Here is a 25,700-nt window from a genome sequence, read left to right on the forward strand (position 1 = left end):
AGTGCTGAGTTCTGAGTGCTGAGTTAGGAGAGACGCGACGCCAGTCGCTACAACGGGGGGAACCCCCGCAACGCGCTGGCTCATTAATCGCGTCTGTACAAGAGTTATTATTATCCTCTTTGTTTTCCTTTGAGTCTTCAGTTCCCAGTTTCCAGTCCCCAATGATGAATATACCGCTTTCTGTAACCCTAAGTAACATGAAAAGTCGTAACAATAAAATTCAGAAGCCATTAACTCCCTAAAATTCTATGACAACAACTTACAATTTACCCGATGGGCCTCAAATGCCGCGCTGGCTGAGGATGATCAAGTTTATTACTCAGCCAGTGAAATATGTGGATGATTTTGCCCAAATCTACGGTGACACTTTCACGATTAGGAGTAATCGCTCGGATAACCATCTAGTATATTTTAGTCAACCCCAAGCACTTGAGCAGATTTTTACTGCTGATTCCAAGCATTTTGAGGTTGGCAGGGGGAACGTAGGACTAAAATTTTTACTTGGCGATCGCTCCTTTATGTTAGCGGATGGCGATCGCCACCAGAGGCAACGGCAATTATTAGCTCCTCCCTTTCATGGTGAAAGAATGCGGGCTTACGGCGAGGAAATTCGGGAAATAACCCAACAGGTGACTCATGAATGGCAAATTGGTAAACCTTTTAAGATCCGTGAGTCGATGCAAGAAATTACCTTGCGTGTTATTCTCCGGGTTGTATTTGGTTTGAATGATGGACAGCTGTTTGAGGAACTGAGGCGATCGCTAAGTGACTTATTAGACTTCATTAGTTCGCCTGTAATGTCCAGCGCCTTCTTCTTCCAGTTCATGCAAAAAGATTTCGGTGCGTGGAGTCCGTGGGGCTGGGTTCTGCAACAACGGCAAAAAATCGATCGACTGATTTATGCTTTACTTCGAGAACGTCGGGCTGAATCTGAACAAAATCGCCAAGATATCCTCAGTTTGATGATGGCGGCTCGTTACGACGATGGTCAAGGGATGTCAGATGAAGAATTACACGACGAGTTAATGACACTGCTAGTTGCGGGACATGAAACCACTGCTTCGGCATTGACATGGGCTTTTTACTGGATCGATCGTTTACCAGAGGTGCGTGAGAAATTACTAAAGGAACTCAACACCATTGGAGTTAACCACGATTTGAGTAGTGTAGGTAAATTGCCCTATTTGACAGCAGTTTGCCAAGAAACACTACGACTTTATCCAATTGTCATGACTGCTTTCCCCCGGATTGTGAAAACCCCAATTACAATTATGGGCTACGAACTGCGAGAGGGAACGGTAATAATCCCCAGCATTTATTTAGCGCATCATCGGGAAGAAGTTTACCCACAATCCAAGCAGTTCAAACCAGAACGCTTTTTAGGAAGACAATATTCGCCTTATGAATATTTACCCTTTGGTGGCGGTAATCGTCGCTGTATTGGGATGGCATTTGCCCAGTATGAAATGAAAATTGTCTTGGCAACTGTTTTGTCAGAATTCCAAGTTTCGCTAGTGAATAAACGTCCCGTGCGTCCTGTGCGCCGTGGGTTAACTTTAGCTGCACCAGCCGGAATGCGAATGGTTGCAACACCTCAAGTTAAGCGTGCAAATACACCAGCGTTAGTTTAGGCAAATAGGGTGGGTATTAAAATGCCCATCCTACTATGGGGTAATAACTATAACAAAACTCGAATTACAAAATCATGCGATCGCAGCAATTTAAATCAAAGCACTTACCGCATCTTTGAATCAGAATCCCACTCATCAACTCCAAACACTTCTGCGTTCCCAATATTCGGCGACTCTTTTTTCCCATTGCTGCCAGTAATCTTTAATCGCTGCTGGTTCAAACCAAAATACCTCGGCTGGCATCTCTGGGATTGCGACTACCAACAAAGCATGATTTAGCTGAATGCCATAATCTCGATAATAATTGTTAATTGCTCCAATGTAGGCTGTAAGTTGTAGTGGATGTTCGTATAAATGCTCGATTGAACCTTTAGGTTTGTCTGCTGTTTTCCACTCGCAAATACAAGGGATGCCTTGATAACTGGCAATACAATCGACTTTGCCAGAATAGCTCAAATCGTAATGAAAAACAGAGCCTTCTACCAGTTTCACTGTGTCGATTTCTGCTAAAACTGGCTGAATACTTTCCCAGTAAGGGCGACTGGCTTCGGGACAAACAGGATTTTGCCCAAGGAGGTAGCGCTCAATTTGTTTGTGTGTTTGGGTTCCCCGACGACTGGCGTTTGTAGATATGCGGGTGGCTTCTTCTGTACCTACACGCGCTTTCCAATTTAATAATCTGTCTCTGTCTGCTTGGGGTTTGGTGACATTGAGTATTGTGGTGACGCTAGGGAAGCGGTTTCCCTTGGCATCTACATAATATTGTTTGCCATTTTCTCTCAAGGATTTATTGTTAATTCGAGGTAGTAGTTGGGTATTAAATTGCATTTGTGATTGGTAAGGGGCTAAGTCGCGCTACGCTAACGTAATTTGTAATTAATATGGTTTTATTTTGGAAAATGACGATAAATATTTTTCCGGTGTAGCACTCGCTGAAATAGGACTGTTTCTCCATCAAAAATAAGTCCAATACGATAATCACCAACACGGATGCGATAAGCATTTTCATAACCTTGAAGTTTTTTGAGGTTAGTAATTTCTTCAAAGGTTAATATTTGTGGTATTTCTTCAAAAACAAGGGTTTTAATAGTCTCATAGTAAGGTGTACTTTTCAAAGCCTTGAGATCCTTGATAAAGCTGGATAGATATTGGGTAATCACTCTTGTTCTAGTTGTGCTAATGCTTCATCAATATTTAGAGGTATTTCATGTTCTACTGCCTTCATTGCTAAGATAAGTCCTTCATCTTCAATAGCTTCTAGCAAGCGTAGATAGTCATCAAAATCTATGACTACTTTGCGAATATTACCTTCCATATCAGTAATCAGTTCTTGAGCAAAAGGGTATTTATCAGCTTGCATTTGGGTTGTGATTTTAGTAGTCATACTATGACTTTAGCGTTATTAGCGTAACGCATCAGTTAAAGGTTTTGGTGCTTTAGGCTAGACCATAACACAACGCCAGTCCGCTCAAGTCGAGAAACCCACTCTTAGCAGAGGGTTAACGTTAAAAACTGTGTCTGCACAGACAAAATCAAGAAATGTGATGATCGGGCTAGGCTAGAATAGCTTTCAGTGGAATTTCGGTTATTATTCATAAAATTATGGAACCTGTAACACTAACGGCTGTTGCAACTGCGCTCGCTACTATAGTTTTAACTAAAGCTCTAGAAAAAACTGGCGAAAAGCTTGGGGAAGCAGGGTTAGAAGCAAGCGGTAAATTAATCGCACAGCTACGTAATAAAAATAAGTTGCCGTTGTTAGCAGAGGCGATACCAGAAAATCCACAACAGCCCTTAGATTATGGCAAAGCAGTACTAGAGTTGAAAGCCGCAGCAGACACCGATACCGATATTGCTCAATCAGTGCGGGACGTGGAAGCAGCAGTAAACACCGATCCTCAAGTAGCATCAAAAGTTCAAGCTTTAGCAAATGGGCTGAACTCACAACCAGCGACCATCATTAATTCTACAAAGTTAGCTGAGTCTATTAAAAACGTCTTTCAAGGAAATATTTTCACTGGTACTAATATTTTCTGACTACATTCGCCTGGAGGAGAACAGGTAAAGTCAAATCTCGCTATCGAAATACCGGAAAATTTGCCCTTAAGCATCCGTGAGAGGTTAAGATAAAAGGTATTTTGTCAACCCGTTAAAATACTCAAAATAATTCAAATAAGAATGATAATCGTGCGTGGGGGAGGGGGAAGGAGGTGAGCGACGCTCACCTCCTTCCCCCTTTATTTGATTATCATTTTCAAAAAGTTTTTGAGAGTTAAAATTTCCAGCGAAAAGGTATTGTAACGGCAGAATAAATTTATAAGAAGTGGGCAACATTGTTAGGTAAATTCAATTATTAAACGACTCAATGAAAAGTTTGGTTTACCGCCATGCCCAAGCGACCAAAGCAAAGCTCTGACCACGTACATAAACATAATACTCCTACTATAGATAATCAGGCAATTTCTCAGCAATTAGAAGCTTTATTAACTCCAGCTATTTTTGCTCAACAGTCCCTATCAGAAAGATTTTTAGTTTTTCCTAATGAATTATTTGAGCGTGTATTTAAAGATTTACTACCTAAGTTACAATTTAACTGGCAACAAAGACTCCGACGACCATTGCCAGATAGTGTTAAATTTGCACTCCGTAATTTTGAACAAATTTGGATTGCTGATGGGTCAACCCTAGAAGCGTTATTTCGGAAGCTAAAAAGCCTGGAAGACTTGAAAATAGGGCACTTAGCCGGGAAAATTTGTACAGTTATTGATTTGGTTACTCGTTTACCTGTCGAAGTTTGGTTTCATACTAATCCAGCAGCATCGGACACTAATTTTGAAGCGGCATTATTAAATTTACTACCTCCTAAAACTCTGATTTTACTTGACAGAGGTTTTTATCATTTCCACTTTTTACAACAAATTATTAACCAAGAAGTTCATTTTATTACTCGTTTAAAAGTCAAAGCATCTATTAAGTACTTAAAGATTTTCAGCTATGACCATTCAGTTAAAGACCGATTGATTCAACTTGGCACTGTTCGTCGTGGCGCACCAGTACTCACTTTACGTTTAATAGAAATTAAGGTTGGTAAAACTAGCTATTCTTATGTTACTTCTGTCCTCGACCCACAAATATTACCTCCTTATGTTGTGGCAGATTTATATCGCCGAAGATGGAGAGTTGAAGAAGCTTTTTACACAGTCAAACGCCTGCTGGGGCTATCTTATTTATGGACTGGTTCTATTAATGGTGTGAAGTTACAAGTCTGGGCTACTTGGCTCTTTTATGCCGTGTTAGTTGACTTGGGAGATGCGGTAGCTGATGAATTATCTTTGCCATTTGACCGCATTTCTTTGGAGATGATTTTTCGAGGTTTGTACCATTTCAGCGTAGCAAACGAAAAAGGTAGCGCCGATGACCCCATTCAGTACTTTGCTGCAAAACAGAATCAAGATTTAGGAGTTGTTAAAGCCATACGAAAGCCAGTCTCAAAGCTGGATTTATCGCCTTTTCCCGCACCCTCTTGACAAAAGTGCAATTACTCTAACCTCTCACTGATGGCTGTTTATTGAGTTTATTTGCCCCCGCGCCTATAGCTTGGGATTTGGTAGAACAGTGTTTTCCAGAGTCAGACGAGGAAGAGTTAGAAGAAATTCGGGATGATAAATTATTGAATTTGCATTTACTCCAGCGTAAAGATAAGGGAGTTTACCAATTGCATCCACTGTTGCGGGAGTTTTTCCAATATAAGCTTACAGGTTTAGAACAGGCAGAGGAATTAAAGCGAAGTTTTTGCCGGATAATGGTAGCAGTTGCTAAAGATATTCCTCAAGACCCTATCCTTAAGCAAATCAACGCCGTCTCCTTCGCCATACCTCATATAGCTGAAGTAGCAAATAATCTCATTGAATATATCAGCGATGATGATTTGATTTGGGCATTTGTTGGCAACGCTCGATTTTACAATGGTCAAGGATTATATACTCAGGCTGAACCTTGGTATCAGCAGTGTCTAGAAGTTACTAAAAAACGCTTGGGAGAAGAACATCCAGATGTCGCCACTAGCCTCAACAACCTTGCAGAACTCTACCGTTTGCAAGGTAGATACAGCGAAGCCGAACCTCTTTACATCCAAGCTTTGACACTTAGGCGTAAGCTGCTGGGAGAAGAACATCTAGATGTCGCAGAAACCCTCAACAACCTAGCGGTACTCCACCGTTTGCAAGGCAGATACAGCGAAGCCGAACCGCTTTACATCAAAGCTTTGGCACTGACGCGCAAGCTGCTGGGAGATGAACATGAAGGAGTTGCTGCTTGTCTCAACAACCTAGCGTATCTCTACCGTGACCAAGGCAGATACAGCGAAGCAGAAACCCTTTTCATCGAAGCTTTGGCACTCAGGCCCAAGCTGCTGGGAGATGAACATCCAGATGTCGCAATTAGTCTCAAGAACCTAGCGGCACTCTACTGTGACCAAGGTAGATACAGCGAAGCGGAACTTTTGTACATACAAGCATTAGATATTTTTGAGCGTCGGTTAGGCGCAAATCATCCTAATACTGCTGCTGTGCGTCAAAGTTTAGAAGATTTACGCGATCGCCTCTCCTCACAATAGCAAAATTCAAGTTCCCAACCTCATCAATCAAGCTTTTATCTCCAAGTTTCCTGTTCTGAACTCGAAGTTTCATGTTTTAAACAAGAACGTTTCTGTTCCAAGTGAGAACGTTCCTGTTTTATACGAGAACATTCCTGTTCCAAATGAGAACGTTCCTGTTTCAAACGAGAATATTCTTGTTCCAAGTGAGAACGTTCTTGTTCCAAACGAGAATATTCTTGTTGTGAGGTGGAATGATGGTGTTCTGAGGGCGTAGGCGTAGCCCGTCAAAGACATCGCTCCACCTAAATTGTAGAATGAGGTGCGATCGCCTTTGATAGTTGAGAGATAGTTGCGATCGCGATCGCTTTTTGAGCCACAATGGATAGAACGATAGGGAGTCCATAGAAGAAACAATAGCTAAAAAGAAACCAAATCAGGAGAAGGCTTGATGCAATCAGCATTACGCATTGAAACTAAAGTGTTACCAGGCAACAAAATTGAAATCACCTTGCCTGACGATACACTCTCAACCTCTGTAGGACAAACTATTGAGGTAATTGTCCTGATACCACAAAAAACGACACTAGAAGGACAATCGATTATCCACCTGCTTGAAGAAATCCACAAACAGCGTCCTGTTGGCAGAAGTGTAGAAGAAATCAATCAAGACCTCCAAGCAGAACGAGATGCATGGGACAACTAATTCTGCCAAATGCTGCTCGTGTATACATCGATACGGTAACAGTTATTTACGCCGTCGAACAGACCCCAACTTATGGGGTGTTGCTGAATACCCTATGGAATAGTCTTCAGGCCAGAACCCTTGAAGTCTTTAGCAGTGAACTAACTCTGATGGAAACCTTAGTTGTGCCACTGAGAAACTCGGATACATTTCTGGTTGATGCCTATGAGCGATTACTGCGATCGCCTCAAATGCAGTTGATTCCAATAAGTCAGACCATCTTGCGTGAAGCAGCAAGGCTACGTGCAAGCACGCCTTCTTTGAGAACACCTGATGCCATTCATATTGCGACTGCTACAACATCTGGCTGTACTCAGTTTCTCACCAACGATCGGCAACTGAGGACAGCCACAAACTTGCCGATTGTGATTCTAGATGAGGTGCTGAGATCGTGAGAGATCGCTTTTATGTGTTCGTTGATAATGGAGAGCGATCGCTCTACTTGAGATTGTAAACCGAGGTAAGTAAAACTTCCTGGCCTTGTCGTTAGACATCGCTTTTGTTGCTGTATGGAGTGCGATCGCTACAGCATAAAATTAACTGAGTTAAAATATCTGCAAATCTCAACAGAGGTGCTACAAAGATGGCAACCCTTCAGCTCAATACTGAGCAAATCATATCATTAGTAAAGCAACTAGCTATTCCAGAACAACGTATGATATTGCAAGCCATCAAAGCAGAGCAAAATAGTTGGATGCGAACACTGCATAAGCTTGTTATGTAAGTAGAGTCTTTTCTCTGTGTTCCTTTGCGCTTACCTTTGCTACCTGAAGCGTTAAAAAACAATCTCCTCAATCATTGTCTCATCCAGACTTGACAAAAAGCCAACTGATGTAGCAAGATGCATCTAAATCCCTTTCGTCCCACATCTCGAAGTGGGTAGGAGGCAATGCATGATTGGCAGTATTTCTTTAACCACGATCGCAGCAATTTAAATCAAGGCACTTACCGCATCTTTGAACCAGAGTGGAAAGCAGAGATTCTCCACTGGTTCAGTCAAAAGGATGTAGCTAAAAAGCAGAAAGAAGATTTTATCCAAGCTTTAATAGATTTTGATGATGGTTGCGGCGATTTTTATCGGTATCGCGCCTATTTTTTGGCGGCTGAGGCTTTATCCCAGTTCCCAGAATGTAATTTGGGTGATGCAATTGTAGAACAACTACTCAAATGGAGTTATGCCTATTTTCGGCAAGATAAGCGAGATTGGCAGATACTACCAAAACCATTGGTGCAGACAGCTAGAAAAACCCTGGAATTAACCGACAGAAAACGGGTTATTGCCGCTTTTGTCCATTTGGTTCATACTACCGAAAGTCGTACAGTTCTTAAACTTGCAGCCGAGAAGTTAGGAAAACTAGATCCGGGTAATAAAAGTGCGATCGCAGCTTTATTACTCCTAATGAAGCAAGATAAATATGACTATTGGTGGTTTGGAATTGGTAGCTTAGGAAAAATCGGCTATGGCAATGAAACTGCGATCGCTGCTTTAATCCAATTTATTAAGATGAAGCCTGATGAAATTACAAATGAGTGGTTGACTTTAGAAGACATATATCAGGGTGCGATTACAGCTTTAGGAAAAATAGCTTATGGCAATGAAATTGCGATCGCTACCCTAATTGATTTCATCCAACAATACAAAAATGATGTGGTTTCTTCATCTGCGGCTGCGGCTTTGTGGGATATCGATCCAGGTAATCCAATAGCATTAAATACTTTAGTCCAGATTCTCGAAACTACCGAGAATACATATTTGCTCGATATGTCTGTTAGATATTTGATGGTAATTGATCCAGGTAACAAAGCTGCAATTACTATTTTAACTGAGAGAATTAAAACCACTAAGAATGAATTTTTCCGTTGTAAAGCTGCTTTATGTCTAGGAAAGTTCGATTCAGGTAATAGAGTAGCAATCACCACTTTCTCCAAAATACTTGAAACGGCTGAGGAAGAATGGGTATATTTTCATGCAGCAGATATACTAGCACCGACTAATGACTATCAGCAGCAAATAATTAAAGCCATGTGGAAAATGGTTAATTTGAAAGATGAACGTACATCTCTAAGTGCGCTCTTTATCTTGCTGGAAATAGATTCTAATAATCAACAAGCGTTTGATACTCTAATTCGGCTATTGAACACTACAAAGCATGAATCAATTTTTACAAGTGCTGCTTATAGCCTACAACAATTTAACCTAAGTAGAAAATTAGAAGCAGAGAAGCTAAATGAACTAATCGCCGTCTTTATTAGATTCATTCAAACCCATCATTATCTTGAAGTTGAGGAAGATGAAAATGAAGATTTATTTCCTTTAGAGTGGCTATCCTATGAATCCTGTCTTTTAGATATAGCTGATGATTTGATAAGCATCATCCAAAGCGAACATTTACTTGAAGTTGTCATAGCCTTAAAAGACTATCTGAGCGAACCACATTATAAAAACAGTTCATATCATTACGATGCTGTATTTAACATTATCTGGCATTGTGCCGAGAATATGACTTACCCAGACTTCAACAAAGTAATGAACTAAACAATAAGCGCAGAGTCCTCCATCTTCCTTTGCGTTCCTCTGCGCTTCCCTCAGCGTCCCTTTGCGTTAAAAAACAATCTCCTCACTCATCCTCTCTTCCAGCACATCCAACAATCCATCTACATCCTTACCAGCTTGCTCAAAACAAATCGGTGGTGCTGGTTCCGGTGCAAACTGAATTAACTTAATTTCCCCCTTCCCAATCCCAATCATCACAACTTCCACTTCCGGCTTGTGATTCTCAACAATTCCCAAAATTTCCTGAAGCCGATTCTCAACCTTATCATTTAAATTCTCTATCTGTTCTTTTGGACAATAAACAAAATGCGGCGTTGGTTGCAAATCAATACCAACAGTACCCTGACTGTCACCATTTGCTAACCACAATCCCCAAAACAGCGCCGCCAACTCTTGCTGATTTGCTTTGACAAACTTATCCAACTGGCGACGCCACTTAGTATCACCTGATTCTGGTTGACTATTACCAAAAAACATAAATAATTCGTAATGAAGACACAGACAATAGGCGAAACTTATCTCAAACCCGACTGTACACGCCAGAGGCCGGAATAAATACCGTCTTTCTCTAGCAATTGTTCATGGGTTCCCGACTCTACTAATTTCCCATGTTCCATGACATAAATGCAATCGGCATTGCGGATGGTGGAAAGACGATGAGCGATCGCAATTGTAGTTCTATCTACTGTAATCCGTTCTAGCGATCGCTGGATTGCTGCTTCTGTCTCATTATCCACCGCCGAGGTCGCTTCATCTAAAATCAGAATCGGGGGATTTTTGAGAACTGCACGGGCGATCGCAATCCGTTGTCTTTGTCCACCAGATAACTTTTGTCCTCTTTCCCCCACAATTGTCTCATAACCTTGGGGCAATTCAACAATAAATTCGTGCGCCTCGGCTATCTTTGCTGCCGTGATAATCTCTTGCTCTCTAGTTTCAAAACTACCATAAGCAATATTCTCCGCTACAGTGCCATGAAATAGAAAGACATCTTGACTCACCAGACCAATGCAGCGACGTAAATCTTGCAAATTCAAATTTTGCAAATCAATGCCATCGAGAGTAATGCTTCCAGCTTGCACTTCATATAACCGCAATAAGAGTTTGACTAAAGTGCTTTTACCAGAACCAGTAGAACCGACAATCGCAATAGTTTTCCCCGCCGGAACGTCCAAAGATAAATTTTTAATTACTGGAAATCTATCTTTATAGGCAAAATAAACATTTTTAAATTGCACTTCCCCGCGCACTTCATCTATAGGTAACGTCACATCACCTGTATGAATGGCGATCGGAGTATCCAATAAATTCATAACTCGATTAGTAGAAGCCATTGCCCTTTGATATTGATCAAATGTTTCGCCTAATCTAGTTAAAGGCCATAGCAATCGCTGAATTAAAAACACTAATACGCTGTAAGTACCTACAGACATGGCTCCCGAAACTGCTGCCATTCCGCCATATAAAAGTAATGCTGTGAAACCCACCAAAATTAGCATCCGAATTAACGGCACAAAAGCAGCAGAGAGAGTAATTGCTCTCCTATTACTACGACGATAAGCGTCACTATCTAATTCCAAACGATAGGCTTCATAAGCTTCAGATGTGAAACTTTTAATAGTAGTAATTCCGCTAATATTGTTTGACAACCGCGAATTGAGAAAACCTACCTTTTCGCGGACATCAGCATAGCGAGGCGCAAGTAGTCGTTGATAAGCAAAAGAACCCCAGAGAATAAATGGCATCGGTGACAAGGCCATCCACGCTACACTAGGAGCCAAAATAAAGAAAGCAGCGCCAATAATTAGAACAGTTGAAGAAACTTGGATAATATCATTCGCTCCTCCATCCAAAAACCGCTCTAATTGGTTGATATCATCACTAAGGATAGACATTAAACCGCCAGTACTGCGTTCTTCAAAATAAGCCAATTCCAACTCTTGCAAATGTTTGTATGCATCCAAACGCAAGTCATGCTGAATATTCTGAGCCAAATTCCGCCAAAGTCGAGCGTAGGCGTACTCAAAAACCGATTCTAGTATCCAAATGACCACAGTCAGGAAGGAAATAATCAAAAATTGTTGAAAGACATCCCGTACCCCTAACTGTGCAATTATGGAATCCTGTTGCTTAACTACCACATCCACCGCCACGCCAATTAAGCCAGGTGGTGCCAAATCGAAAAATTTATTGAGGATAGAATAAATAGTCGCCAGCCAAATTTGTTTACGATACTCGTGTCCATACTCCAGCAAACGCAGGAGAGGATACGTTGAATGTTTACGCCTTCTTGATGTCCGATGAGATTTTAATACAGTAGCCACGGTTTTTTGCGGTTTCGTGTGACTGATATTACCACGGAACAAAGTTTTGAGTCCTAAGTCCTGAGTCTGAAAATTGATTCAGACAGACTAGTACCGCAAGGCTGAATTCAAAATTCAAAATTCAAAATTCAAACAGGTATACAGCGTAAGAGTTTCGTTAATTTGGAATAGGTAGTTGATTTACGCCGTGTTGTACTAGTGAGAAACTAGTAACTGAGTTTATTTAAGGACTGGGAACAGGAGCAGGGGTGCAGAGGGAGAATAACAAATGACAAATGACAAATGACAAATGACAAATGACTAACTAAATATTGGAGAAAGTAATTTGAAAAATCAGCAATTGGGTAATTGGCAAACCACAGTTTTGGGAATTGTGTTAGCAATACTAGTGATTATTGGGCTAAATTCCTTTATCATTATTAACCCAGGACAAGCAGGAGTAATCAGCATTTTGGGTAAAGCCAGAGATGGCGCTTTATTGGAAGGTATTCACCTGAAACCGCCTTTTATTTCTGTGATAGATGTGTATGATTTGACGGTGCAAAAATTTGAAGTACCAGCGGAGAGTTCTACTAAAGATTTACAAAATTTATCCGCGAGATTTGCAATTAACTTTCGCCTCGATCCCATACAGGTAGTTGAAGTTAGAAGAAAACAAGGAACATTAGAGAATATTGTCTCAAAAATCATTGCCCCTCAGACACAAGAAGCATTTAAAATTGCGGCAGCTAGAAGAACAGTAGAAGAAGCGATTACTAAACGAAGTGAGTTAAAAGAAGACTTTGATAATGCTTTAGGCGATCGCTTAGATAAATATGGGATAATTGTGTTAGATACTAGCGTAGTTGATTTAGCATTCTCACCAGAATTTGCCAGAGCAGTTGAAGAAAAACAAATTGCTGAACAACGGGCGCAAAGAGCCGTTTATGTAGCACGGGAAGCCGAACAAGAAGCGCAAGCAGATGTGAATCGCGCCAAAGGTAGGGCAGAAGCTCAAAGACTTTTAGCAGAGACACTCAAAGCCCAAGGAGGGCAGTTAGTTCTGCAAAAAGAAGCAATTGAAGCTTGGAAGACTGGCGGCGCTCAGATGCCAAAAGTTTTAGTTATGGGTAATGACTCAAAAAATGGCGTACCCTTTATATTCAACCTTGGGAATGTCCAAAATCAACCGTAAAAGGGAAGTGGGCATGAGATCGCCAGGTCTAAAATTATGGAATTTGCTCTGACCTCAGACAAATTTTACAATACATTGGACTATTTCCAATTAAAAACCTAAAATCCAAAATGGTATAAGTTGGGTTAGTACAGGTCAGTGGAAACGTTCTATTTTATTACAGCCAGAAAGCCTAAAATTCAAGCACAAGTGACTTTTGACTTTTGCCTTGCGGTACTAGTCCCAACTCAAACACCACAGAAAAGCTAACCAGATAATAGTCGAAGTTTATGTCAACCTCCAATCCTCAAAATCTCACTGCCGAAGAAGCGAAAAAATTACTGAACAAATTCAACTGTCTAGACATTGCCCCTATCCTCAACTCATCAGAAAAAGTAGTAATTCGTAATGCCTTAATTTTGCTCACCAAGCTTACTGATTACCAAATTTTAGGAATTTGTGCTGATACGGCAGAAGAAGGAATATTGGCAATGAAAACCTATTCTCTGGCTTTGGGTTATGAACCGCCAAACAATTTACTTACACCCGAAGGGCCAGTTTATATCAAATTAAATGGCAAAAACGGCTTGTGTTATCTTGATTCCTATGATGGACATCATCGTGGTGTATTAGTATCTTGCCAGTCTTATGACGAAGATGGAATCAACGAAATGTATGGACACCTTCCCTTGGACTTATTTGTATAGAGTTTTGCGAATGTAGGTAAGGTATTTGCCTTACCTACTCACTAATGAAAAATAATTAATGACTTCAATCTTATGAGTATTATTACACTACAATCAGTAAAAAAAGACTTTGGCATCAAGGAAATTTTAAAAGATGCGAGCTTTAGCCTTGATGCTACCGATAAAGTGGGATTAATTGGTACTAACGGTTCAGGTAAATCAACTCTATTAAAAACGATCGCTGGGTTAGAAACCATTGATAGCGGTCAAATTTTAATCAACTCCGGTTCTAAAATTATCTACTTACCGCAGCAGCCAGATTTAGATGAAAATCACACAGTTTTAGAGCAAGTTTTCGCTGACAGTGGCGAACACATGGCTTTAGTACGCGAGTATGAAGAACTTTCTGATAAATTGGTTCACTATCCAGATGATAGTCAACTGATGTCTCGCCTTTCTGCGGTGATGCAACAGATGGATACGACTGGTGCTTGGGAATTAGAAACTAATGCCAAAATCATTCTGACAAAATTAGGAATTTCTGACTTTGATGCCAAGATAAGTACTTTATCTGGAGGCTATCGCAAGCGCATTGCTTTAGCATCAGCTTTGCTATCAGAACCAGATGCTTTGCTTATGGATGAACCGACAAACCATCTTGATGCTCTTTCTGTGGAATGGTTACAAAGTTATTTAAATCGCTATCGCGGCGCATTGTTTCTGATTACCCACGATCGCTATTTTCTAGATCGTGTTACCAACCGGATTATTGAAATCGACCGAGGCGACATTTACACCTATACAGGTAACTATTCATATTACCTCGAAAAGAAAGCTTTAGCTGAAGAATCTGCCGTCAGCAGTCAACGCAAACACCAAGGCTTATTGCGCCGAGAGTTGGAATGGCTCAAAAAAGGGCCAAAAGCTAGAAGCACCAAGCAAAAAGCTCGAATTGACCGCGCTCACGCTCTGCGGGATACTGAATTTAAACAAGTTCAGGGTAAAGTTGATATTTCCACAGTCGGTCGTCGCATTGGGAAAAAAGTTATTGAGTTAGATAACATTTCTAAGGCATACAATGGACGCACCCTGATTAATAATTTCACCTACGAATTTAGTCCAGAAGACCGCATCGGCATTATTGGCGCTAACGGTGCTGGTAAATCCACTTTAATGGATATCATTACTGGACGGGTTAAGCCAGATTCCGGCATTGCAGAAATTGGTACTACCGTTCACATCGGTTATTTTGACCAGCATTCGGAAGAATTGCTCACAGCCTTAAACGAAAATCAGCGCGTGATTGACTACATCAAAGAAGAAGGAGAATTTGTCAAAATTACCGATGGTACTCAAATTACCGCTTCGCAAATGTTGGAGCGGTTTTTGTTTCCTGGGAATCAGCAGTATGCCCCAATTCATAAACTTTCAGGTGGGGAAAAACGCCGTTTATTTCTGTTGCGGGTTTTGATGAGTGCGCCTAATGTCTTAATTTTAGATGAACCGACAAATGATTTAGATGTTCAGACATTGGCAGTATTAGAGGATTATTTAGAGGATTTTGTCGGGTGTGTAATTGTAGTTTCTCACGATCGCTACTTTCTCGATCGCACCATCGACACAGTATTCTCCTTTGAAGAAGACGGTAATCTGCGGCAATATCCAGGTAATTACTCGATTTATCTAGACTATAAAAAGGCTGAAGAAGCACAGCAACAAGCTGCTACTACTAAAGAAAAACCCAAAAATGCCGAAGTCCAAAATGGTGCGGCTTCACCCAAACAGGTAGAGAATACCAAGCGGCGGAGATTATCGAATTGGGAGAAAAAAGAATTTGACCAGTTGGAAGGTAAGATTGCCGAGTTAGAGGCTGAAAAGGCGGAAACTGAGAAAAGACTGGCGAATGTTTCACCGGGGAATTATAGCGAAGTGCAAAAACTCTATAATCAGGTGGAAAATCTCAAGCACGCCATCGATGTGGCGACTGAACGCTGGTTAGAATTAGCTGAAATAGAGTCTTGAAATTACTAGCTAGTAAGCCACGGCGTAAATAAACCGCTCATTCAAAATCAATGAATCGCCGTTAGTAGCTGCTTTCAGGTACGTTTGCCATTAGCTTCTTAGTTTAATTATTAGGGTTTTGCCGAGTTTTTTTACTAAATAAACCAGACATATTTAATCCTGTCACCAACAATCCCAGAAGTCCTAATCCATTCAAAATTGGGTAGATTCCTTGCAGATGAAAGATTTCCCCTGTATGGATACTTAACAGAAAGCTAGCTGGAACTCCTAGACCAATAGACCACTCGCGGACAAAGGTTGTTAATATTCCAGTCAGCACGGTTAACATAAGTGGCACAGATAGGATGATGCCAAGGATACGATGATACTTACGAAATGAACGTTTCATGGTATTTTTCCGGTGGTAGAAACTTTTTCCCAATACGCTAATGTAGGCTCAATATCACCTGAAATGCAAATGAAATGAGAAAAATCGAGTTTTTTCAGACAAGACTCGAAGTCAGCAATTGGTGTGAGGCGTCTTGATAGACTCCGTTTTTAAGAGGATGTTTGAAAAGTCACGATTGATGTATGGCAAGGGACTGGGGACTGGGGACTGGGGACTGGGTGAAAAGCCTGTTTCTGTCTAAGTTTTATCGTCTGTTGATGTCCTAACCACCAAGGCTTGTGCTATGTTAAATATTTTTTACCCCACCCTAACCCTCTGACAGGTGTAGGTATTTTACAAACGTGGCTGAAATGAGGTTTTTGCGTTGGTTGAAAACTCAAATTTTAGTCTCTAATTTTCCACCTAAGAACGAAATTTCGTTATTTGAACCACCTTTAGAACTCTGTTTGAGAGTATCCACTCATGCCCACATAAAAAACCTACACTTGTCAGCCCTAACCCTCCCCTTATAAAGGGGAGGGAACCGGATTTTTATTGTTTCCCCCCTTTATAAGCTACCGTGTATACACAAGTCGAATTACCCCCCTTAATCCCCCCTTGTCAAGCTACGGTGTATACACAAGTTTTGGTGCATAGTGTATCTATCTCGCCTCGGAATAAATTCCGAGTCTCATAACCAAAGTCCTCTAAAAGAGGACTAAACAAGAAATTTAGTTTAGTCCTCTTTTAGAGGACTTTAGCTATCAGCCCGGAACTTTAGTTCTGGGCGGGATATTTGCTCAGTCTGTGACAAAAATATTAGCTAATATTTTTGTTGATAGTCAGCGTAAAATATGAACGTTAGTACAAGTCGGCGAAAATAAACCTACTATTTCATTACAGCCAGAAAGCCCAAAATGAAAGACTTTTGATTTCCGCTTTGCGGTACTAGTCTACACAAACGAGTTTTGATGAGGAGTTTAGAATGAATCGTTTTAATCCAGTACTAATAGTTGCTGCAATCAGCATGATGACTTTGGTTGGATGCAATAAGGCTGAAGAACCTACTGCACAGACGCCACCTGCTGGGAGTTCTATCTCTGATACAGCAGCCACTCCTGCTGCGACAACCACCCCTGGTGCAGCAGCCACTCCTGCTGCGACAACTAGCCCTGGTGCAGCAGCCACTCCCGCTACAACAACTGAATTTCAAGGTCTACAAGGTGTTGTTACCAATACTAAGACCGCAGTTGAGACGGGAGATTTTACCAAAGCTAAAGGGGAATTTGATAAATTTGAAGATTTATGGTCAAAGGTTGAGGATGGAGTCAAAGCTAAATCTCCCACTACCTACAAAGAAATTGAAGATAAAGCCGATGAGATTAAGGCAGGACTGAAAGCCTCTACACCAAATAAACCGAAATTGTCAACAGCTTTAGGGGTTCTTAACAAGGATGTTACTAGTGTAGCCAAGCCTTAAGAGCCAAATACATAGACTGAGTATTTGTTGGCTAGTCTGCTAGTAGTGCGTCAAGGAAACGCAAGCGGGGTAAAGGGTAAGGGGGAATGGGGAAAGGTTTTAAATCCCTTCCCCTTTACCCTTTTCCCTTTCTCCTTTCCCCATTTTTCTCCCTTTTATCTTGCAAGCTGCGAATTTTAACCAGCACTGAAATATATTGTTGAGTCATCCAAATCAACGCCTCAATGGATGAGTTACCCTGGTCAATCTGGCTTTTAGCTTGGAAGCCAATCAAGAATAGTTGCATTGCCAGCAACAAAGCAATGGTTTTACCGAGAATTTGACGGACTTGCATTTGTTTGTACCCCAAAGAGTTGATAGATATAGGTTCTCTTTGGGGTTGTGTCCCTAAGCAAATACCCTAAACTTGCTGAAAATGCCTTAGAATCTGGATTACATGAGTTTGGGGTGGTAGTTTCAATCTGGGGTAGCCCCAAATTTCTTACTCAATTTTTTGGATGTAATGCCACGAATTACCTATGGGCCTCAAATTCAAAAGCGAGTCAAGCGTCTCTTAGAGGCGTTGCTTTGTTTTGCCGATGGGGAATTTGAGGATGGTAACTTTAAAATTGAGTTTGACTGGAAAGAAGCAGACAGCGCTAACCCCAAGCTGACTGTGCAGACTACGTTGGTAACATTGGAGTTGCCGACCCAAAAAGACAAATATTCTGGCAAGTTAACTAAAGTGCAAATTCGAGAAGCGCTGAATTTGCTGAAGGATTTCTTGAAGATTCTGGAAGATAACCGTCTGCAAACCAAGGGTGTTGAGGAATGGCACTTTACACTCAAGCTATGGTCAAGAAATAGGGAAAGGAACTTAAAACAATTTGATGAAGCTTGGGAAAGTAGTAGACCAGAGAAATCGAAATTAAATAACCCCTCTCCAAACCTCTCCCCCACAGGGAGAGAGGCTTTGAATTTTCCCCATTCCCTTGTAGAAAAGGGGGTTAGGGGGTTAGGTCACACAAGTATATTTCAAGCGCCACCTTTACCTACACACTTTGTAGAACGCCCAGAATACAGCGATGATTTAACAACTCGTCTTTTAAATGGTTCGTCGTCTGATAGTCGCACTTTGGTAATTACCGCGATTCACGGTTTGGGTTCGGTGGGCAAATCTACTTTAGCTGCGGCTTTAGCCCATAATGCAGAAATACAATCTCATTTTTGTGATGGCATTCTTTGGGCAACATTAGGTCAACAACCCAATGTCCTGGCTTTACTTAGCGGCTGGGTGCAAGCATTAAGAGACTATAGCTTTAAACCTACAAGTGTAGAAGCAACTTCCTCGCATTTGCGGACTCTGCTTTATGACAAAGCTGTGTTGCTGGTGGTGGATGATGCTTGGAATACCGAAGATGCACGAGCGTTTAATATTGGTGGGGCGCGTTGTCAAGTTTTAGTAACTACTCGTGAAGGTCACATTGCCGATGCCTTAGCAGCCAGCACCTACAGCCTGGATATAATGAAACCAGACCAGGCAATGGAATTGCTGACGAAGAAATTAAGACGCGAGATTACAGGCACAGAACGTCACTCAGCCGAAAACTTAGCCAAAGGCGTTGGTTATCTTCCCCTAGCATTGGAACTCGCAGCCGCCGAAGTTGCCTGTGGTACGACTTGGAATGAACTGTTGGCGGATATTCAGCAAGAAGTAGCCAGATTAACAAGTTTTGACCGACCGGAAGCCGAAGAAATTACCGATGAGGCTAGTTTAAAACGCCTGAGTTTAACCGCATCATTAAACTTGAGTGTCAAGAGAATGCCACCAGAAAAGCAGCAGCATTTCTCTTGGTTAGGGGTATTGCCGGAGGATGTCAACATTAATAAAATGATGGCGGCAACGCTGTGGCAGATGGATAAGCGTGATGCTGCCAAGATGTTGCAATATTTACGGAATAAAGCATTGCTATTAACAGGAGTACCGCTTGCTGATGGTATGCCTACCTATCGCTTACATGACTTATTCCACGATTTAGCTTGTAATTTGTTAACTGCTCCCTCTAAGCCAAAGCGCCAAGGAGATTTGGCTGGGTTGGGTTTAAACCTTGCTGATGCTCATGCAGGTTTTTTAAAGAAGTATTGGCAGAAAACCCAGAATGGTTTATGGCATACTTTACTCGATGATGGTTACATTCATCAGCGTTTAGTTTGGCATTTAGAAAAGGCTGGACAGTTAGAAGAGATTCACCAGTTATTGCGGGAAGAGTCTGCAACTGGAAGCAATGGCTGGTATGAAGTGCGAGAACAATTAGCACAAACTGGCGGTTACATCACAGATATTTCTCGTGCCTGGGAACTAGCAGAAGCTAATTGTAATGAATCAACACTGCCGCAAGTTTTGAGTTTGCAGTGTCGCTATGCTTTGATGATTGCATCAGTTAACAGTCTAGCAGTTGATATAACAGTAGAATTACTGCTTGCATTAATTAAAAACAATTTCTGGACTCCTGAACAAGGATTAGCTTACGCCCTACAAAACCCAAATCTAACTGAGAAAGTTGGCTCGCTTACAGAGTTAGCTAACTATTTGTCACCAAACCTTAAAGAAATAGCACTGAAAAAAGCACTGGTTGCCGCGAGAGCGATTCAGAATGAGACGGTTCGTGGTTTAGTTCTGAGTTCCCTAGTTGACAAACTGCCAGATATATTGCCAGAAGCCCTGACTGCTGTTCAAGCTATGTACGATGAAAAAGATCGTGCTTCTGCGCTGTTCATATTAGCTAACAACCTGCCGCCAGAGTTGTTATCAGAAGTGCTGGCGGCAGCAAGAGAGATTCAGGATGAATCAAATCGCGCCGTTGCGTTGAGTGGCTTTGTCAAAAAACTACCAGAAATATTACCAGAAGCGCTAGCAGCAACGAGGATGATTCAGGATGATAAATATAACATCATTTCTTCCCTTTATTCTTTAACTTTTACACTACCAGAAGTATTTTCAGAAGGACTGGAGACGGCGAGGGCAATTCAGGATAAATCAATTCGTGCCCATGCCCTTTTTGCTTTAACCTACAAAAAAGAAGTATTGCCAGAAGCGCTGGAGGCAGCAAGGGCAATGCAGGATGGGGAGCAACGCGCTGATTTGCTTTGTGCTTTAACCTACCAATTACGAGAAGTATTGCCAGAAGCACTGGAAGCAGCGAGGGTAATTCAGAATAAGTTAAAGCGCGTTTCTACTCTTGTTGTCTTAGGTGATACTTTTAATCTGCCAGAGGTCTTGTTAGAAGCGCTAGAGACCGCAAGGGCGATTCAGGATGAGTCACAGCGCGCTCTTGCCCTGAGTGATATAGCTGTCAAACTGCCAGAAGTATTACCAGAAGTGCTGGCTTTGGCAAGGGCAATTCAGCATCAAAAGTATCGCGCCTTAACCTTTATAAACATAGCTGTCAAACTGCCAGAAGTATTAGCAGAAGCACTCGCGGCGGCAAGGGCGATTCAGGATGAGGACAAGCGCACCGATGTCCTGATTATTTTAGCTGACAAATTGCCACAAATATTGCCAGAAGCACTGAAGGTAGCAAGAACGATTAAGGATGAGTTTTTACGCGCCAATGCCCTGATTACTTTAGCCGACAAATTGCCACAAGTATTGCCAGAAGCACTAGAGGTAGCAAGAACGACTCAAAATCAGTTTTTACGCGCTGCTAATTTGAGTGCCTTAGTCGGCAAACTGCCAGAAATATTGCCAGAAGTGCTAGCTGAGGCAAGGGCAATTCAAGATGAGTTTAATCGATTTTTTGTACTAAGTATTTTATGTGAGAAGATGCCAGCAGAGTTTTTGCCAGAAGTGTTAGCACTGAAGTGGGTAAGCCAGAACGATCATCGTGTTTGTGTTATAAGTATTTTAGCTAACAAACTGCCACCAGAGTTATTACTAGAAGCTGTAGCTGAGGCAAGAGCGATTCAGGATGAGTATTTTCGTGCCGATGCCTTGAGTGCCTTAACTTCTAAACTCCCGGAGTTATTACCAGAAGCCCTGACTGCTGCTCAAACTATTCAGAATCCAGATAACCGTGCCAAAGCTCTTTGTGGCTTAGTGGACAAATTACCAGAGTTGTTACCACAAGCCCTGACTGCTGCTCAAGCTATTGAGGATAAAAACGAGCGCGCTGTTACCTTGAGTACCTTAGCTGATAAATTGCCAGAATTATTGCCACAAGCCTTGGCTGCTGCTCAAGCTATTGAAGATAAAACTGATCGCGCCAAAGCTCTTTCTATTTTAGTCAACAAACTGCCAGAATTATTGCCAGAAGCACTAATAGCAGCGAGGGCAATTCAGTTTGAGCAAATTCGTGCCTCTGCTCTAAGTGATTTAACTTCTGGTTTATCACAAATGCCATCTGTCGAGCTTTTTCCTCTATGGCAAGATACACTTCATGAACTATCTCTTCGCACTCGCTCTGAATTGTTAGGAGATATAAACGTACTGTTTCCAGTTATCTTTGCATTAGGTGGTGAAGCAGCAACGGTAGAAATTGCCCGTGCGATTGTGGATGTGGGACGATGGTGGAAATAATTTTTAATTCGTAATTCGTAATGACGCTCGAGGACTCGCTAACGCTACGCTAACGTAATTCGTAATTTAAGAGAGTTAGATTTAACTTCTATCTGTAGCCTGATTTTGGTCAATTGGTATAAGAGGATGCAGGATCTATAGTTTTAAGCGAAGTGCGATCGCCTTTTACAACTACTCAACCCAATTCTCTCTGGTGTCGATGAGTGAGCGATCGCAATTAGTCATGAAATCATCACCAGAAATTGTCTAGACTGTCGATGAGCGATCGCCAGGGGTTATCTTTGGCAATGAGAGCGATCGCGTTACCAATTTTTTTGATATAGACTTCTGTGCCAGTAAGTTGAAAATCTTCGGGCAAAATAACGATTTGGTGAGTGCCATCAGTGCTGAGTTTGGCGGTGTTCATGATATTACTTTTCGGCATTGCAGTTGCTCATCGTTAAACTATATGTAAGCGACTACCTAAAAGTTAAGCAATGCGATCGCTTCTATCTTAGCAGCATCTACAGAAGAGCGAGCTTATCGCTCTGCTAACCACGACTGTAAATCAGCCACACTGGTAAAATCTAACAATGCTTCACTCAAGTCTTCCAGAACAGGTAAAGGTAAACCAGTGATGGCAGAACGTATTTCTGAAGTCAGTTCGCCAAATCGCTTTTTTAGCTGTCGCATAACTAGATTCACTGTTGCTTCCTCGCGCCCTTCTTCCTTAATTTCCCGATAAACTCGCGTTTCCTTGAGTGTGATTCCCAGCATCGACTCTACCTCCCTTCTACTTAATTGCTCAAACTTGTACACCATAATTGTCGTAATCATCTCTATTATGGCGTGAATTGTGGGTGATGATACTTCTTGCCGAGTTCTAGTTAATAAATATCTGGCTTGTTCTGGTGCTTGTTCTTCGTTAACTGTCGTTAATACCATCAGCGCTACCCATAAAGGTAAAGTACGAATATCCCCTAATTCATCTAAATATATTCGATGCACTTGTCCGCCATTGAGCAATGAGCGATGGGGATGAATCTGGCTTTGTTCCAGACTGCGAGATGGGTAAATTATGACTACTTGCCAATCGCTAAATCTCTCACGGTTGCGATAAAAATATAGTGAGGACTCAGCAAATACTCTTTCGTAAAGCAGTTCATCTTTTTGGAATTGGACTTCACAAAAATACACTACTCCTGCACCTGCATTTTCTGGTGGGAGGAATACGCCGTCAATTTCAAATTTGGGTTCTTTAACTGCTACTGAGTCAAATCGATAGGCATTAGCATTTGTTGGCGGATTGGTCAATAATTCAAATAATAACGTGGGAGATTGTTGAAATAGTTTGTAAAATATCGAGTCTCGGCGCATGAAGTATTCTTATTTTGCTGAACCGAGTCCACACTACCATAGAAATCTTGAGTGATTTTGAAAGTTAGTGATGGCGATCGCCTAAGTAAGGCTTGCCTACACAGCGATATCTAGCAACATATCGCTTTGCATCTACGCACATTGCACCTAAAGCAGTCTAACTCGCGGCGGAAGCAGTCTAACTCACGGCTGGAGTGGTCTAACTTGTGACGAAAGCAATCTAACTCGCGGCTGGAGTGGTCTAACTCGTGACGGAAGCAATCTAACTCGCGGCTGGAGTGGTCTAACTCGTGACGAAAGCAATCTAACTCGCGGCTGGAGTGGTCTATATTAAAGCTTTTATGAAGCTGAAAAAATTATCTCCATAAATACCAGCATTTAATAATGAAATTCCGAAATATCACTGCTATAAGTAGAAAATCTTATGAGAAAAATTGCGAGTTTTGCTGAACCAAAATGCGAATTAACTGAGGCAAGCTAGCTTGATAGATATCTTTAAAAGGATAAAATTATGTCACGCCAAAAACGCACATCCCGTATTTTAGAAAAAGCTCAGTTGAGATCCTCTGGACTAAAATCGATTGTTCCAAACATTAAATTTGATGAAGATTATAGTTTGGAAAAACTGATTGAGTCAATTGAGCAGTTACGTAACAAAATTGATGTTTATAATACTGCTTTATCTGTGGTTGACTCTTCTAAAACTGAAATTGATCAGATGGAAAAAAACTTGAGTCAGCTTTCTGAGAAGATGTTGATGGTGGTTGCTATCAAGTACGGCAAAGACAGCCGCGAATATGAAATGGCGGGTGGTGTTCGCAGTAGCGATCGCATCCGCAAAATCAGATCGAGCCGCTTGAAAAATGTTGCAGAACAAGCATCTGATGAAAATGCAGGATAAGGTAAGAAGCGCAATGAATCGCCGTTTTTACAAAAAACTAATTATTGTAGAGACGGCGATTTATCGCGTCTTAAAGAAATCCCACAGAAATTGTTTCCAAAGTACCACCTACGACTTTAGAGTGTTGAAATAACTCAAATAGCTATCTGAAGGCGAGGTATGACAACAAACTTTAGTCGGCGTGAATTTATCTTGCTAGGTTCAGCAGGGTTTGGTACCAGCTTACTGCTGCAAGCTTGCAATAATCAGACGACACCAACAGCGACAACAACGAATGGTGCTGAAGGATTTAAAATAGCGATCGCTCTCCCTGGAGTGATTACCGATAAAGGCTGGAATCAATCTGGTTATGAGGGAATCAATCTAGCAAAACAAAAGCTGAGTGCAGAAACCGCTTATGTCGAAAAAGTAGCACAAGCAGATCAAACAGAAGTATTAACAGATTTTGCTCGTAAAGGCTACAATCCGATCTTTGCGCATGGCGGACAATTTGATGCCGCAATTGAACAAGTCGCTTCACAGTTCCCCAACACATTTTTTGTGGGAGTAAATGGTAATCTCAAAGCTGAGAATATTGCTTCTTTACGAATAGATCACTTACAAGCTAGTTATTTGTGCGGCATTATCGGTGCTTCTGTGACTAAATCTAATAAACTAGCTTATATTGCCGGAGAGAAGTTTCCCGCTACTGAGGGAGAACTGCGGGGATTTGAATTAGGAGCAAAGTCTGTTAAACCAAATATCCAAATTACCTCTACTTTTACGGGTGATTGGAATGATGTTGCCAAAGCTAAAGAAGCGACTCTGGCAATAATTTCTTCTGGTGCTGATGTCATCTATCAATGGTTAGATAATGCTTCAGCCGCAGTTTTACAAACAGCAGGTGAAAAAGGAGTATATGCTTTTGGTAACACCAAGGATCAATTAGATGTTGCACCAAAAGCTGTTTTGACCAGTGCTGTCAAACGTTTAGATTTAGCTATAGCTTATATAGCAGAATTAGCCAAACAAAAACAAATCAAAGGACAAATATATACAATTGGTTTAGAAAGAACAGATATCTTATTTTTAGGAAAATTCGGAGCAATCATACCGGAAGCAGTAAAGCAAAAGGTATTTAATGCAAAGCAAGAGATTGTTAATAAAAAAATCGTTTTTGAAGACTGTAAAGAGGCTGGTAAGGATACGCGCTGCGTGAAGAAAGCAACAACATAGGTTTAATATACAGATATCTTAAAAACTTTTGTAGTCAAATTACCCCCTTTAATCCCCCCTTGTAAAGCCTTGTCATTACCAACATCTTTTAAAGTGAGGTAGGGATGTAATAGAGTC

General features: G+C 41.3%; 25 protein-coding genes. 15 read left to right on the top strand and 10 right to left on the bottom strand.

Going from position 1 to position 25,700, the window contains the following annotated elements:
* Positions 1-248 precede the first annotated feature (248 nt).
* On the top strand, positions 249-1,631 hold the full coding sequence (locus tag RM368_RS21150) for a cytochrome P450 (protein WP_322695849.1): 1,383 nt from the start codon (positions 249-251) through the stop codon (positions 1,629-1,631).
* Between the two features lie 135 nt (positions 1,632-1,766).
* Here RM368_RS21150 and RM368_RS21155 read toward each other — a convergent pair whose 3' ends face one another.
* From RM368_RS21155 to RM368_RS21165, 3 genes are read right to left on the bottom strand one after another with little or no spacing between them, the layout of a single operon-like run.
* Positions 1,767-2,459, bottom strand: coding sequence for a PD-(D/E)XK nuclease family protein (locus RM368_RS21155; protein WP_322695850.1), 693 nt, complete (start codon positions 2,457-2,459; stop codon positions 1,767-1,769).
* A 59-nt stretch (positions 2,460-2,518) separates the two neighbouring features.
* Entirely contained in the window at positions 2,519-2,791 is a 273-nt protein-coding gene (locus RM368_RS21160) for a type II toxin-antitoxin system RelE/ParE family toxin (RefSeq protein WP_322695851.1), read from the bottom strand.
* Complete coding sequence (locus RM368_RS21165) at positions 2,788-3,015, bottom strand: hypothetical protein (RefSeq protein ID WP_322695852.1); 228 nt, start codon at positions 3,013-3,015, stop codon at positions 2,788-2,790. The genes RM368_RS21160 and RM368_RS21165 overlap by 4 nt, the downstream gene beginning before the upstream one ends.
* A 218-nt stretch (positions 3,016-3,233) precedes the next feature.
* On the opposite strand from RM368_RS21165, the gene RM368_RS21170 reads away from it, so the two are divergent.
* The 3 genes from RM368_RS21170 to RM368_RS21180 all read left to right on the top strand — a co-directional run bounded on the left by RM368_RS21170 (position 3,234) and on the right by RM368_RS21180 (position 6,246).
* A complete protein-coding gene (locus tag RM368_RS21170; protein WP_322695853.1) occupies positions 3,234-3,668 on the top strand; it encodes a hypothetical protein in 435 nt (144 codons plus the stop codon).
* Positions 3,669-4,018: 350 nt separating this feature from the next.
* Positions 4,019-5,158, top strand: a complete 1,140-nt coding sequence (locus RM368_RS21175) for an IS4 family transposase (RefSeq protein WP_416212248.1) — start codon at positions 4,019-4,021, stop codon at positions 5,156-5,158.
* 41 nt (positions 5,159-5,199) lie between these two features.
* Positions 5,200-6,246 (top strand): tetratricopeptide repeat protein, encoded by a 1,047-nt coding sequence (locus tag RM368_RS21180; RefSeq protein ID WP_322695854.1) that lies wholly within the window; start codon positions 5,200-5,202, stop codon positions 6,244-6,246.
* Positions 6,247-6,406: 160 nt separating this feature from the next.
* Here RM368_RS21180 and RM368_RS21185 read toward each other — a convergent pair whose 3' ends face one another.
* On the bottom strand, positions 6,407-6,631 hold the full coding sequence (locus RM368_RS21185) for a hypothetical protein (protein WP_322695855.1): 225 nt from the start codon (positions 6,629-6,631) through the stop codon (positions 6,407-6,409).
* A gap of 45 nt (positions 6,632-6,676) precedes the next feature.
* On the opposite strand from RM368_RS21185, the gene RM368_RS21190 reads away from it, so the two are divergent.
* From RM368_RS21190 to RM368_RS21205, 4 genes are all read left to right on the top strand, one after another.
* Entirely contained in the window at positions 6,677-6,931 is a 255-nt protein-coding gene (locus tag RM368_RS21190) for a hypothetical protein (RefSeq protein ID WP_322695856.1), read from the top strand.
* Entirely contained in the window at positions 6,919-7,365 is a 447-nt protein-coding gene (locus tag RM368_RS21195) for a type II toxin-antitoxin system VapC family toxin (protein ID WP_322695857.1), read from the top strand. Before RM368_RS21190 ends, RM368_RS21195 begins: the two co-directional genes overlap by 13 nt.
* Before the next feature lie 188 nt (positions 7,366-7,553).
* On the top strand, positions 7,554-7,694 hold the full coding sequence (locus RM368_RS21200) for a hypothetical protein (RefSeq protein ID WP_322695858.1): 141 nt from the start codon (positions 7,554-7,556) through the stop codon (positions 7,692-7,694).
* 165 nt (positions 7,695-7,859) lie between these two features.
* Positions 7,860-9,506 (top strand): hypothetical protein, encoded by a 1,647-nt coding sequence (locus RM368_RS21205; RefSeq protein ID WP_322695859.1) that lies wholly within the window; start codon positions 7,860-7,862, stop codon positions 9,504-9,506.
* 66 nt (positions 9,507-9,572) lie between these two features.
* On the opposite strand, the gene RM368_RS21210 is transcribed toward RM368_RS21205, so the two are convergent.
* Together RM368_RS21210 and RM368_RS21215 are read right to left on the bottom strand one after the other, a co-directional pair.
* Positions 9,573-10,001, bottom strand: a complete 429-nt coding sequence (locus RM368_RS21210) for a hypothetical protein (RefSeq protein WP_322695860.1) — start codon at positions 9,999-10,001, stop codon at positions 9,573-9,575.
* A 38-nt stretch (positions 10,002-10,039) separates the two neighbouring features.
* The gene (locus RM368_RS21215; RefSeq protein ID WP_322695861.1) at positions 10,040-11,848 is read right to left on the bottom strand and encodes an ABC transporter ATP-binding protein; all 1,809 of its coding nucleotides are present in this window, start codon (positions 11,846-11,848) and stop codon (positions 10,040-10,042) included.
* Between the two features lie 325 nt (positions 11,849-12,173).
* Between RM368_RS21215 and RM368_RS21220 the strand changes: the two genes are divergently transcribed.
* The 3 genes from RM368_RS21220 to abc-f all read left to right on the top strand — a co-directional run bounded on the left by RM368_RS21220 (position 12,174) and on the right by abc-f (position 15,709).
* Positions 12,174-13,022 carry a prohibitin family protein gene (locus RM368_RS21220; protein ID WP_322695862.1) on the top strand — a complete coding sequence of 283 codons (849 nt, stop codon included), beginning with the start codon at positions 12,174-12,176 and terminating at the stop codon, positions 13,020-13,022.
* 269 nt (positions 13,023-13,291) lie between these two features.
* On the top strand, positions 13,292-13,708 hold the full coding sequence (locus RM368_RS21225) for a DUF1824 family protein (protein ID WP_322675311.1): 417 nt from the start codon (positions 13,292-13,294) through the stop codon (positions 13,706-13,708).
* Positions 13,709-13,780: 72 nt separating this feature from the next.
* Positions 13,781-15,709 carry a ribosomal protection-like ABC-F family protein gene (gene abc-f, locus RM368_RS21230; protein ID WP_322695863.1) on the top strand — a complete coding sequence of 643 codons (1,929 nt, stop codon included), beginning with the start codon at positions 13,781-13,783 and terminating at the stop codon, positions 15,707-15,709.
* A 103-nt stretch (positions 15,710-15,812) separates the two neighbouring features.
* Here the strand turns inward: abc-f and RM368_RS21235 are convergent, their stop codons facing one another.
* Positions 15,813-16,097 (bottom strand): peptidase, encoded by a 285-nt coding sequence (locus tag RM368_RS21235; protein ID WP_322695864.1) that lies wholly within the window; start codon positions 16,095-16,097, stop codon positions 15,813-15,815.
* A 964-nt stretch (positions 16,098-17,061) separates the two neighbouring features.
* Here RM368_RS21235 and RM368_RS21240 point away from each other — a divergent pair.
* A complete protein-coding gene (locus tag RM368_RS21240; protein ID WP_322695865.1) occupies positions 17,062-17,556 on the top strand; it encodes a DUF4363 domain-containing protein in 495 nt (164 codons plus the stop codon).
* Positions 17,557-17,671: 115 nt separating this feature from the next.
* On the opposite strand, the gene RM368_RS21245 is transcribed toward RM368_RS21240, so the two are convergent.
* Positions 17,672-17,890, bottom strand: coding sequence for a hypothetical protein (locus RM368_RS21245; protein WP_322695866.1), 219 nt, complete (start codon positions 17,888-17,890; stop codon positions 17,672-17,674).
* Between the two features lie 168 nt (positions 17,891-18,058).
* On the opposite strand from RM368_RS21245, the gene RM368_RS21250 reads away from it, so the two are divergent.
* Positions 18,059-22,111, top strand: coding sequence for an NB-ARC domain-containing protein (locus tag RM368_RS21250; protein WP_322695867.1), 4,053 nt, complete (start codon positions 18,059-18,061; stop codon positions 22,109-22,111).
* A gap of 232 nt (positions 22,112-22,343) precedes the next feature.
* On the opposite strand, the gene RM368_RS21255 is transcribed toward RM368_RS21250, so the two are convergent.
* Together RM368_RS21255 and RM368_RS21260 are read right to left on the bottom strand one after the other, a co-directional pair.
* Positions 22,344-22,535, bottom strand: a complete 192-nt coding sequence (locus RM368_RS21255; RefSeq protein ID WP_322695868.1) for an AbrB/MazE/SpoVT family DNA-binding domain-containing protein — start codon at positions 22,533-22,535, stop codon at positions 22,344-22,346.
* 95 nt (positions 22,536-22,630) lie between these two features.
* Positions 22,631-23,467 (bottom strand): Rpn family recombination-promoting nuclease/putative transposase, encoded by an 837-nt coding sequence (locus RM368_RS21260; RefSeq protein ID WP_322695869.1) that lies wholly within the window; start codon positions 23,465-23,467, stop codon positions 22,631-22,633.
* Positions 23,468-23,978: 511 nt separating this feature from the next.
* Here RM368_RS21260 and RM368_RS21265 point away from each other — a divergent pair.
* Positions 23,979-24,368 carry a hypothetical protein gene (locus RM368_RS21265; RefSeq protein WP_322695870.1) on the top strand — a complete coding sequence of 130 codons (390 nt, stop codon included), beginning with the start codon at positions 23,979-23,981 and terminating at the stop codon, positions 24,366-24,368.
* Between the two features lie 159 nt (positions 24,369-24,527).
* Positions 24,528-25,583 (top strand): BMP family protein, encoded by a 1,056-nt coding sequence (locus tag RM368_RS21270; RefSeq protein WP_322695871.1) that lies wholly within the window; start codon positions 24,528-24,530, stop codon positions 25,581-25,583.
* Positions 25,584-25,700: the final 117 nt, after the last annotated feature.

It is taken from the genome of Nostoc sp. DedSLP03, from assembly GCF_034530815.1.
GTDB lineage: Bacteria > Cyanobacteriota > Cyanobacteriia > Cyanobacteriales > Nostocaceae > Nostoc.

Bases quoted from the DNA above. Each gene is read 5' to 3' on its own strand.
- RM368_RS21150 (WP_322695849.1), top strand. From the start codon at position 249: ATGACAACAACTTACAATTTACCCGATGGGCCTCAAATGCCGCGCTGG.
- RM368_RS21155 (WP_322695850.1), bottom strand. From the start codon at position 2,459: ATGCAATTTAATACCCAACTACTACCTCGAATTAACAATAAATCCTTG.
- RM368_RS21165 (WP_322695852.1), bottom strand. From the start codon at position 3,015: ATGACTACTAAAATCACAACCCAAATGCAAGCTGATAAATACCCTTTT.
- RM368_RS21170 (WP_322695853.1), top strand. From the start codon at position 3,234: ATGGAACCTGTAACACTAACGGCTGTTGCAACTGCGCTCGCTACTATA.
- RM368_RS21175 (WP_416212248.1), top strand. From the start codon at position 4,019: ATGCCCAAGCGACCAAAGCAAAGCTCTGACCACGTACATAAACATAAT.
- RM368_RS21185 (WP_322695855.1), bottom strand. From the start codon at position 6,631: ATGGACTCCCTATCGTTCTATCCATTGTGGCTCAAAAAGCGATCGCGA.
- RM368_RS21190 (WP_322695856.1), top strand. From the start codon at position 6,677: ATGCAATCAGCATTACGCATTGAAACTAAAGTGTTACCAGGCAACAAA.
- RM368_RS21195 (WP_322695857.1), top strand. From the start codon at position 6,919: ATGGGACAACTAATTCTGCCAAATGCTGCTCGTGTATACATCGATACG.
- RM368_RS21200 (WP_322695858.1), top strand. From the start codon at position 7,554: ATGGCAACCCTTCAGCTCAATACTGAGCAAATCATATCATTAGTAAAG.
- RM368_RS21205 (WP_322695859.1), top strand. From the start codon at position 7,860: ATGCATGATTGGCAGTATTTCTTTAACCACGATCGCAGCAATTTAAAT.
- RM368_RS21210 (WP_322695860.1), bottom strand. From the start codon at position 10,001: ATGTTTTTTGGTAATAGTCAACCAGAATCAGGTGATACTAAGTGGCGT.
- RM368_RS21225 (WP_322675311.1), top strand. From the start codon at position 13,292: ATGTCAACCTCCAATCCTCAAAATCTCACTGCCGAAGAAGCGAAAAAA.
- abc-f (WP_322695863.1), top strand. From the start codon at position 13,781: ATGAGTATTATTACACTACAATCAGTAAAAAAAGACTTTGGCATCAAG.
- RM368_RS21235 (WP_322695864.1), bottom strand. From the start codon at position 16,097: ATGAAACGTTCATTTCGTAAGTATCATCGTATCCTTGGCATCATCCTA.
- RM368_RS21240 (WP_322695865.1), top strand. From the start codon at position 17,062: ATGAATCGTTTTAATCCAGTACTAATAGTTGCTGCAATCAGCATGATG.
- RM368_RS21245 (WP_322695866.1), bottom strand. From the start codon at position 17,890: ATGCAAGTCCGTCAAATTCTCGGTAAAACCATTGCTTTGTTGCTGGCA.
- RM368_RS21250 (WP_322695867.1), top strand. From the start codon at position 18,059: ATGCCACGAATTACCTATGGGCCTCAAATTCAAAAGCGAGTCAAGCGT.
- RM368_RS21255 (WP_322695868.1), bottom strand. From the start codon at position 22,535: ATGCCGAAAAGTAATATCATGAACACCGCCAAACTCAGCACTGATGGC.
- RM368_RS21260 (WP_322695869.1), bottom strand. From the start codon at position 23,467: ATGCGCCGAGACTCGATATTTTACAAACTATTTCAACAATCTCCCACG.
- RM368_RS21265 (WP_322695870.1), top strand. From the start codon at position 23,979: ATGTCACGCCAAAAACGCACATCCCGTATTTTAGAAAAAGCTCAGTTG.
- RM368_RS21270 (WP_322695871.1), top strand. From the start codon at position 24,528: ATGACAACAAACTTTAGTCGGCGTGAATTTATCTTGCTAGGTTCAGCA.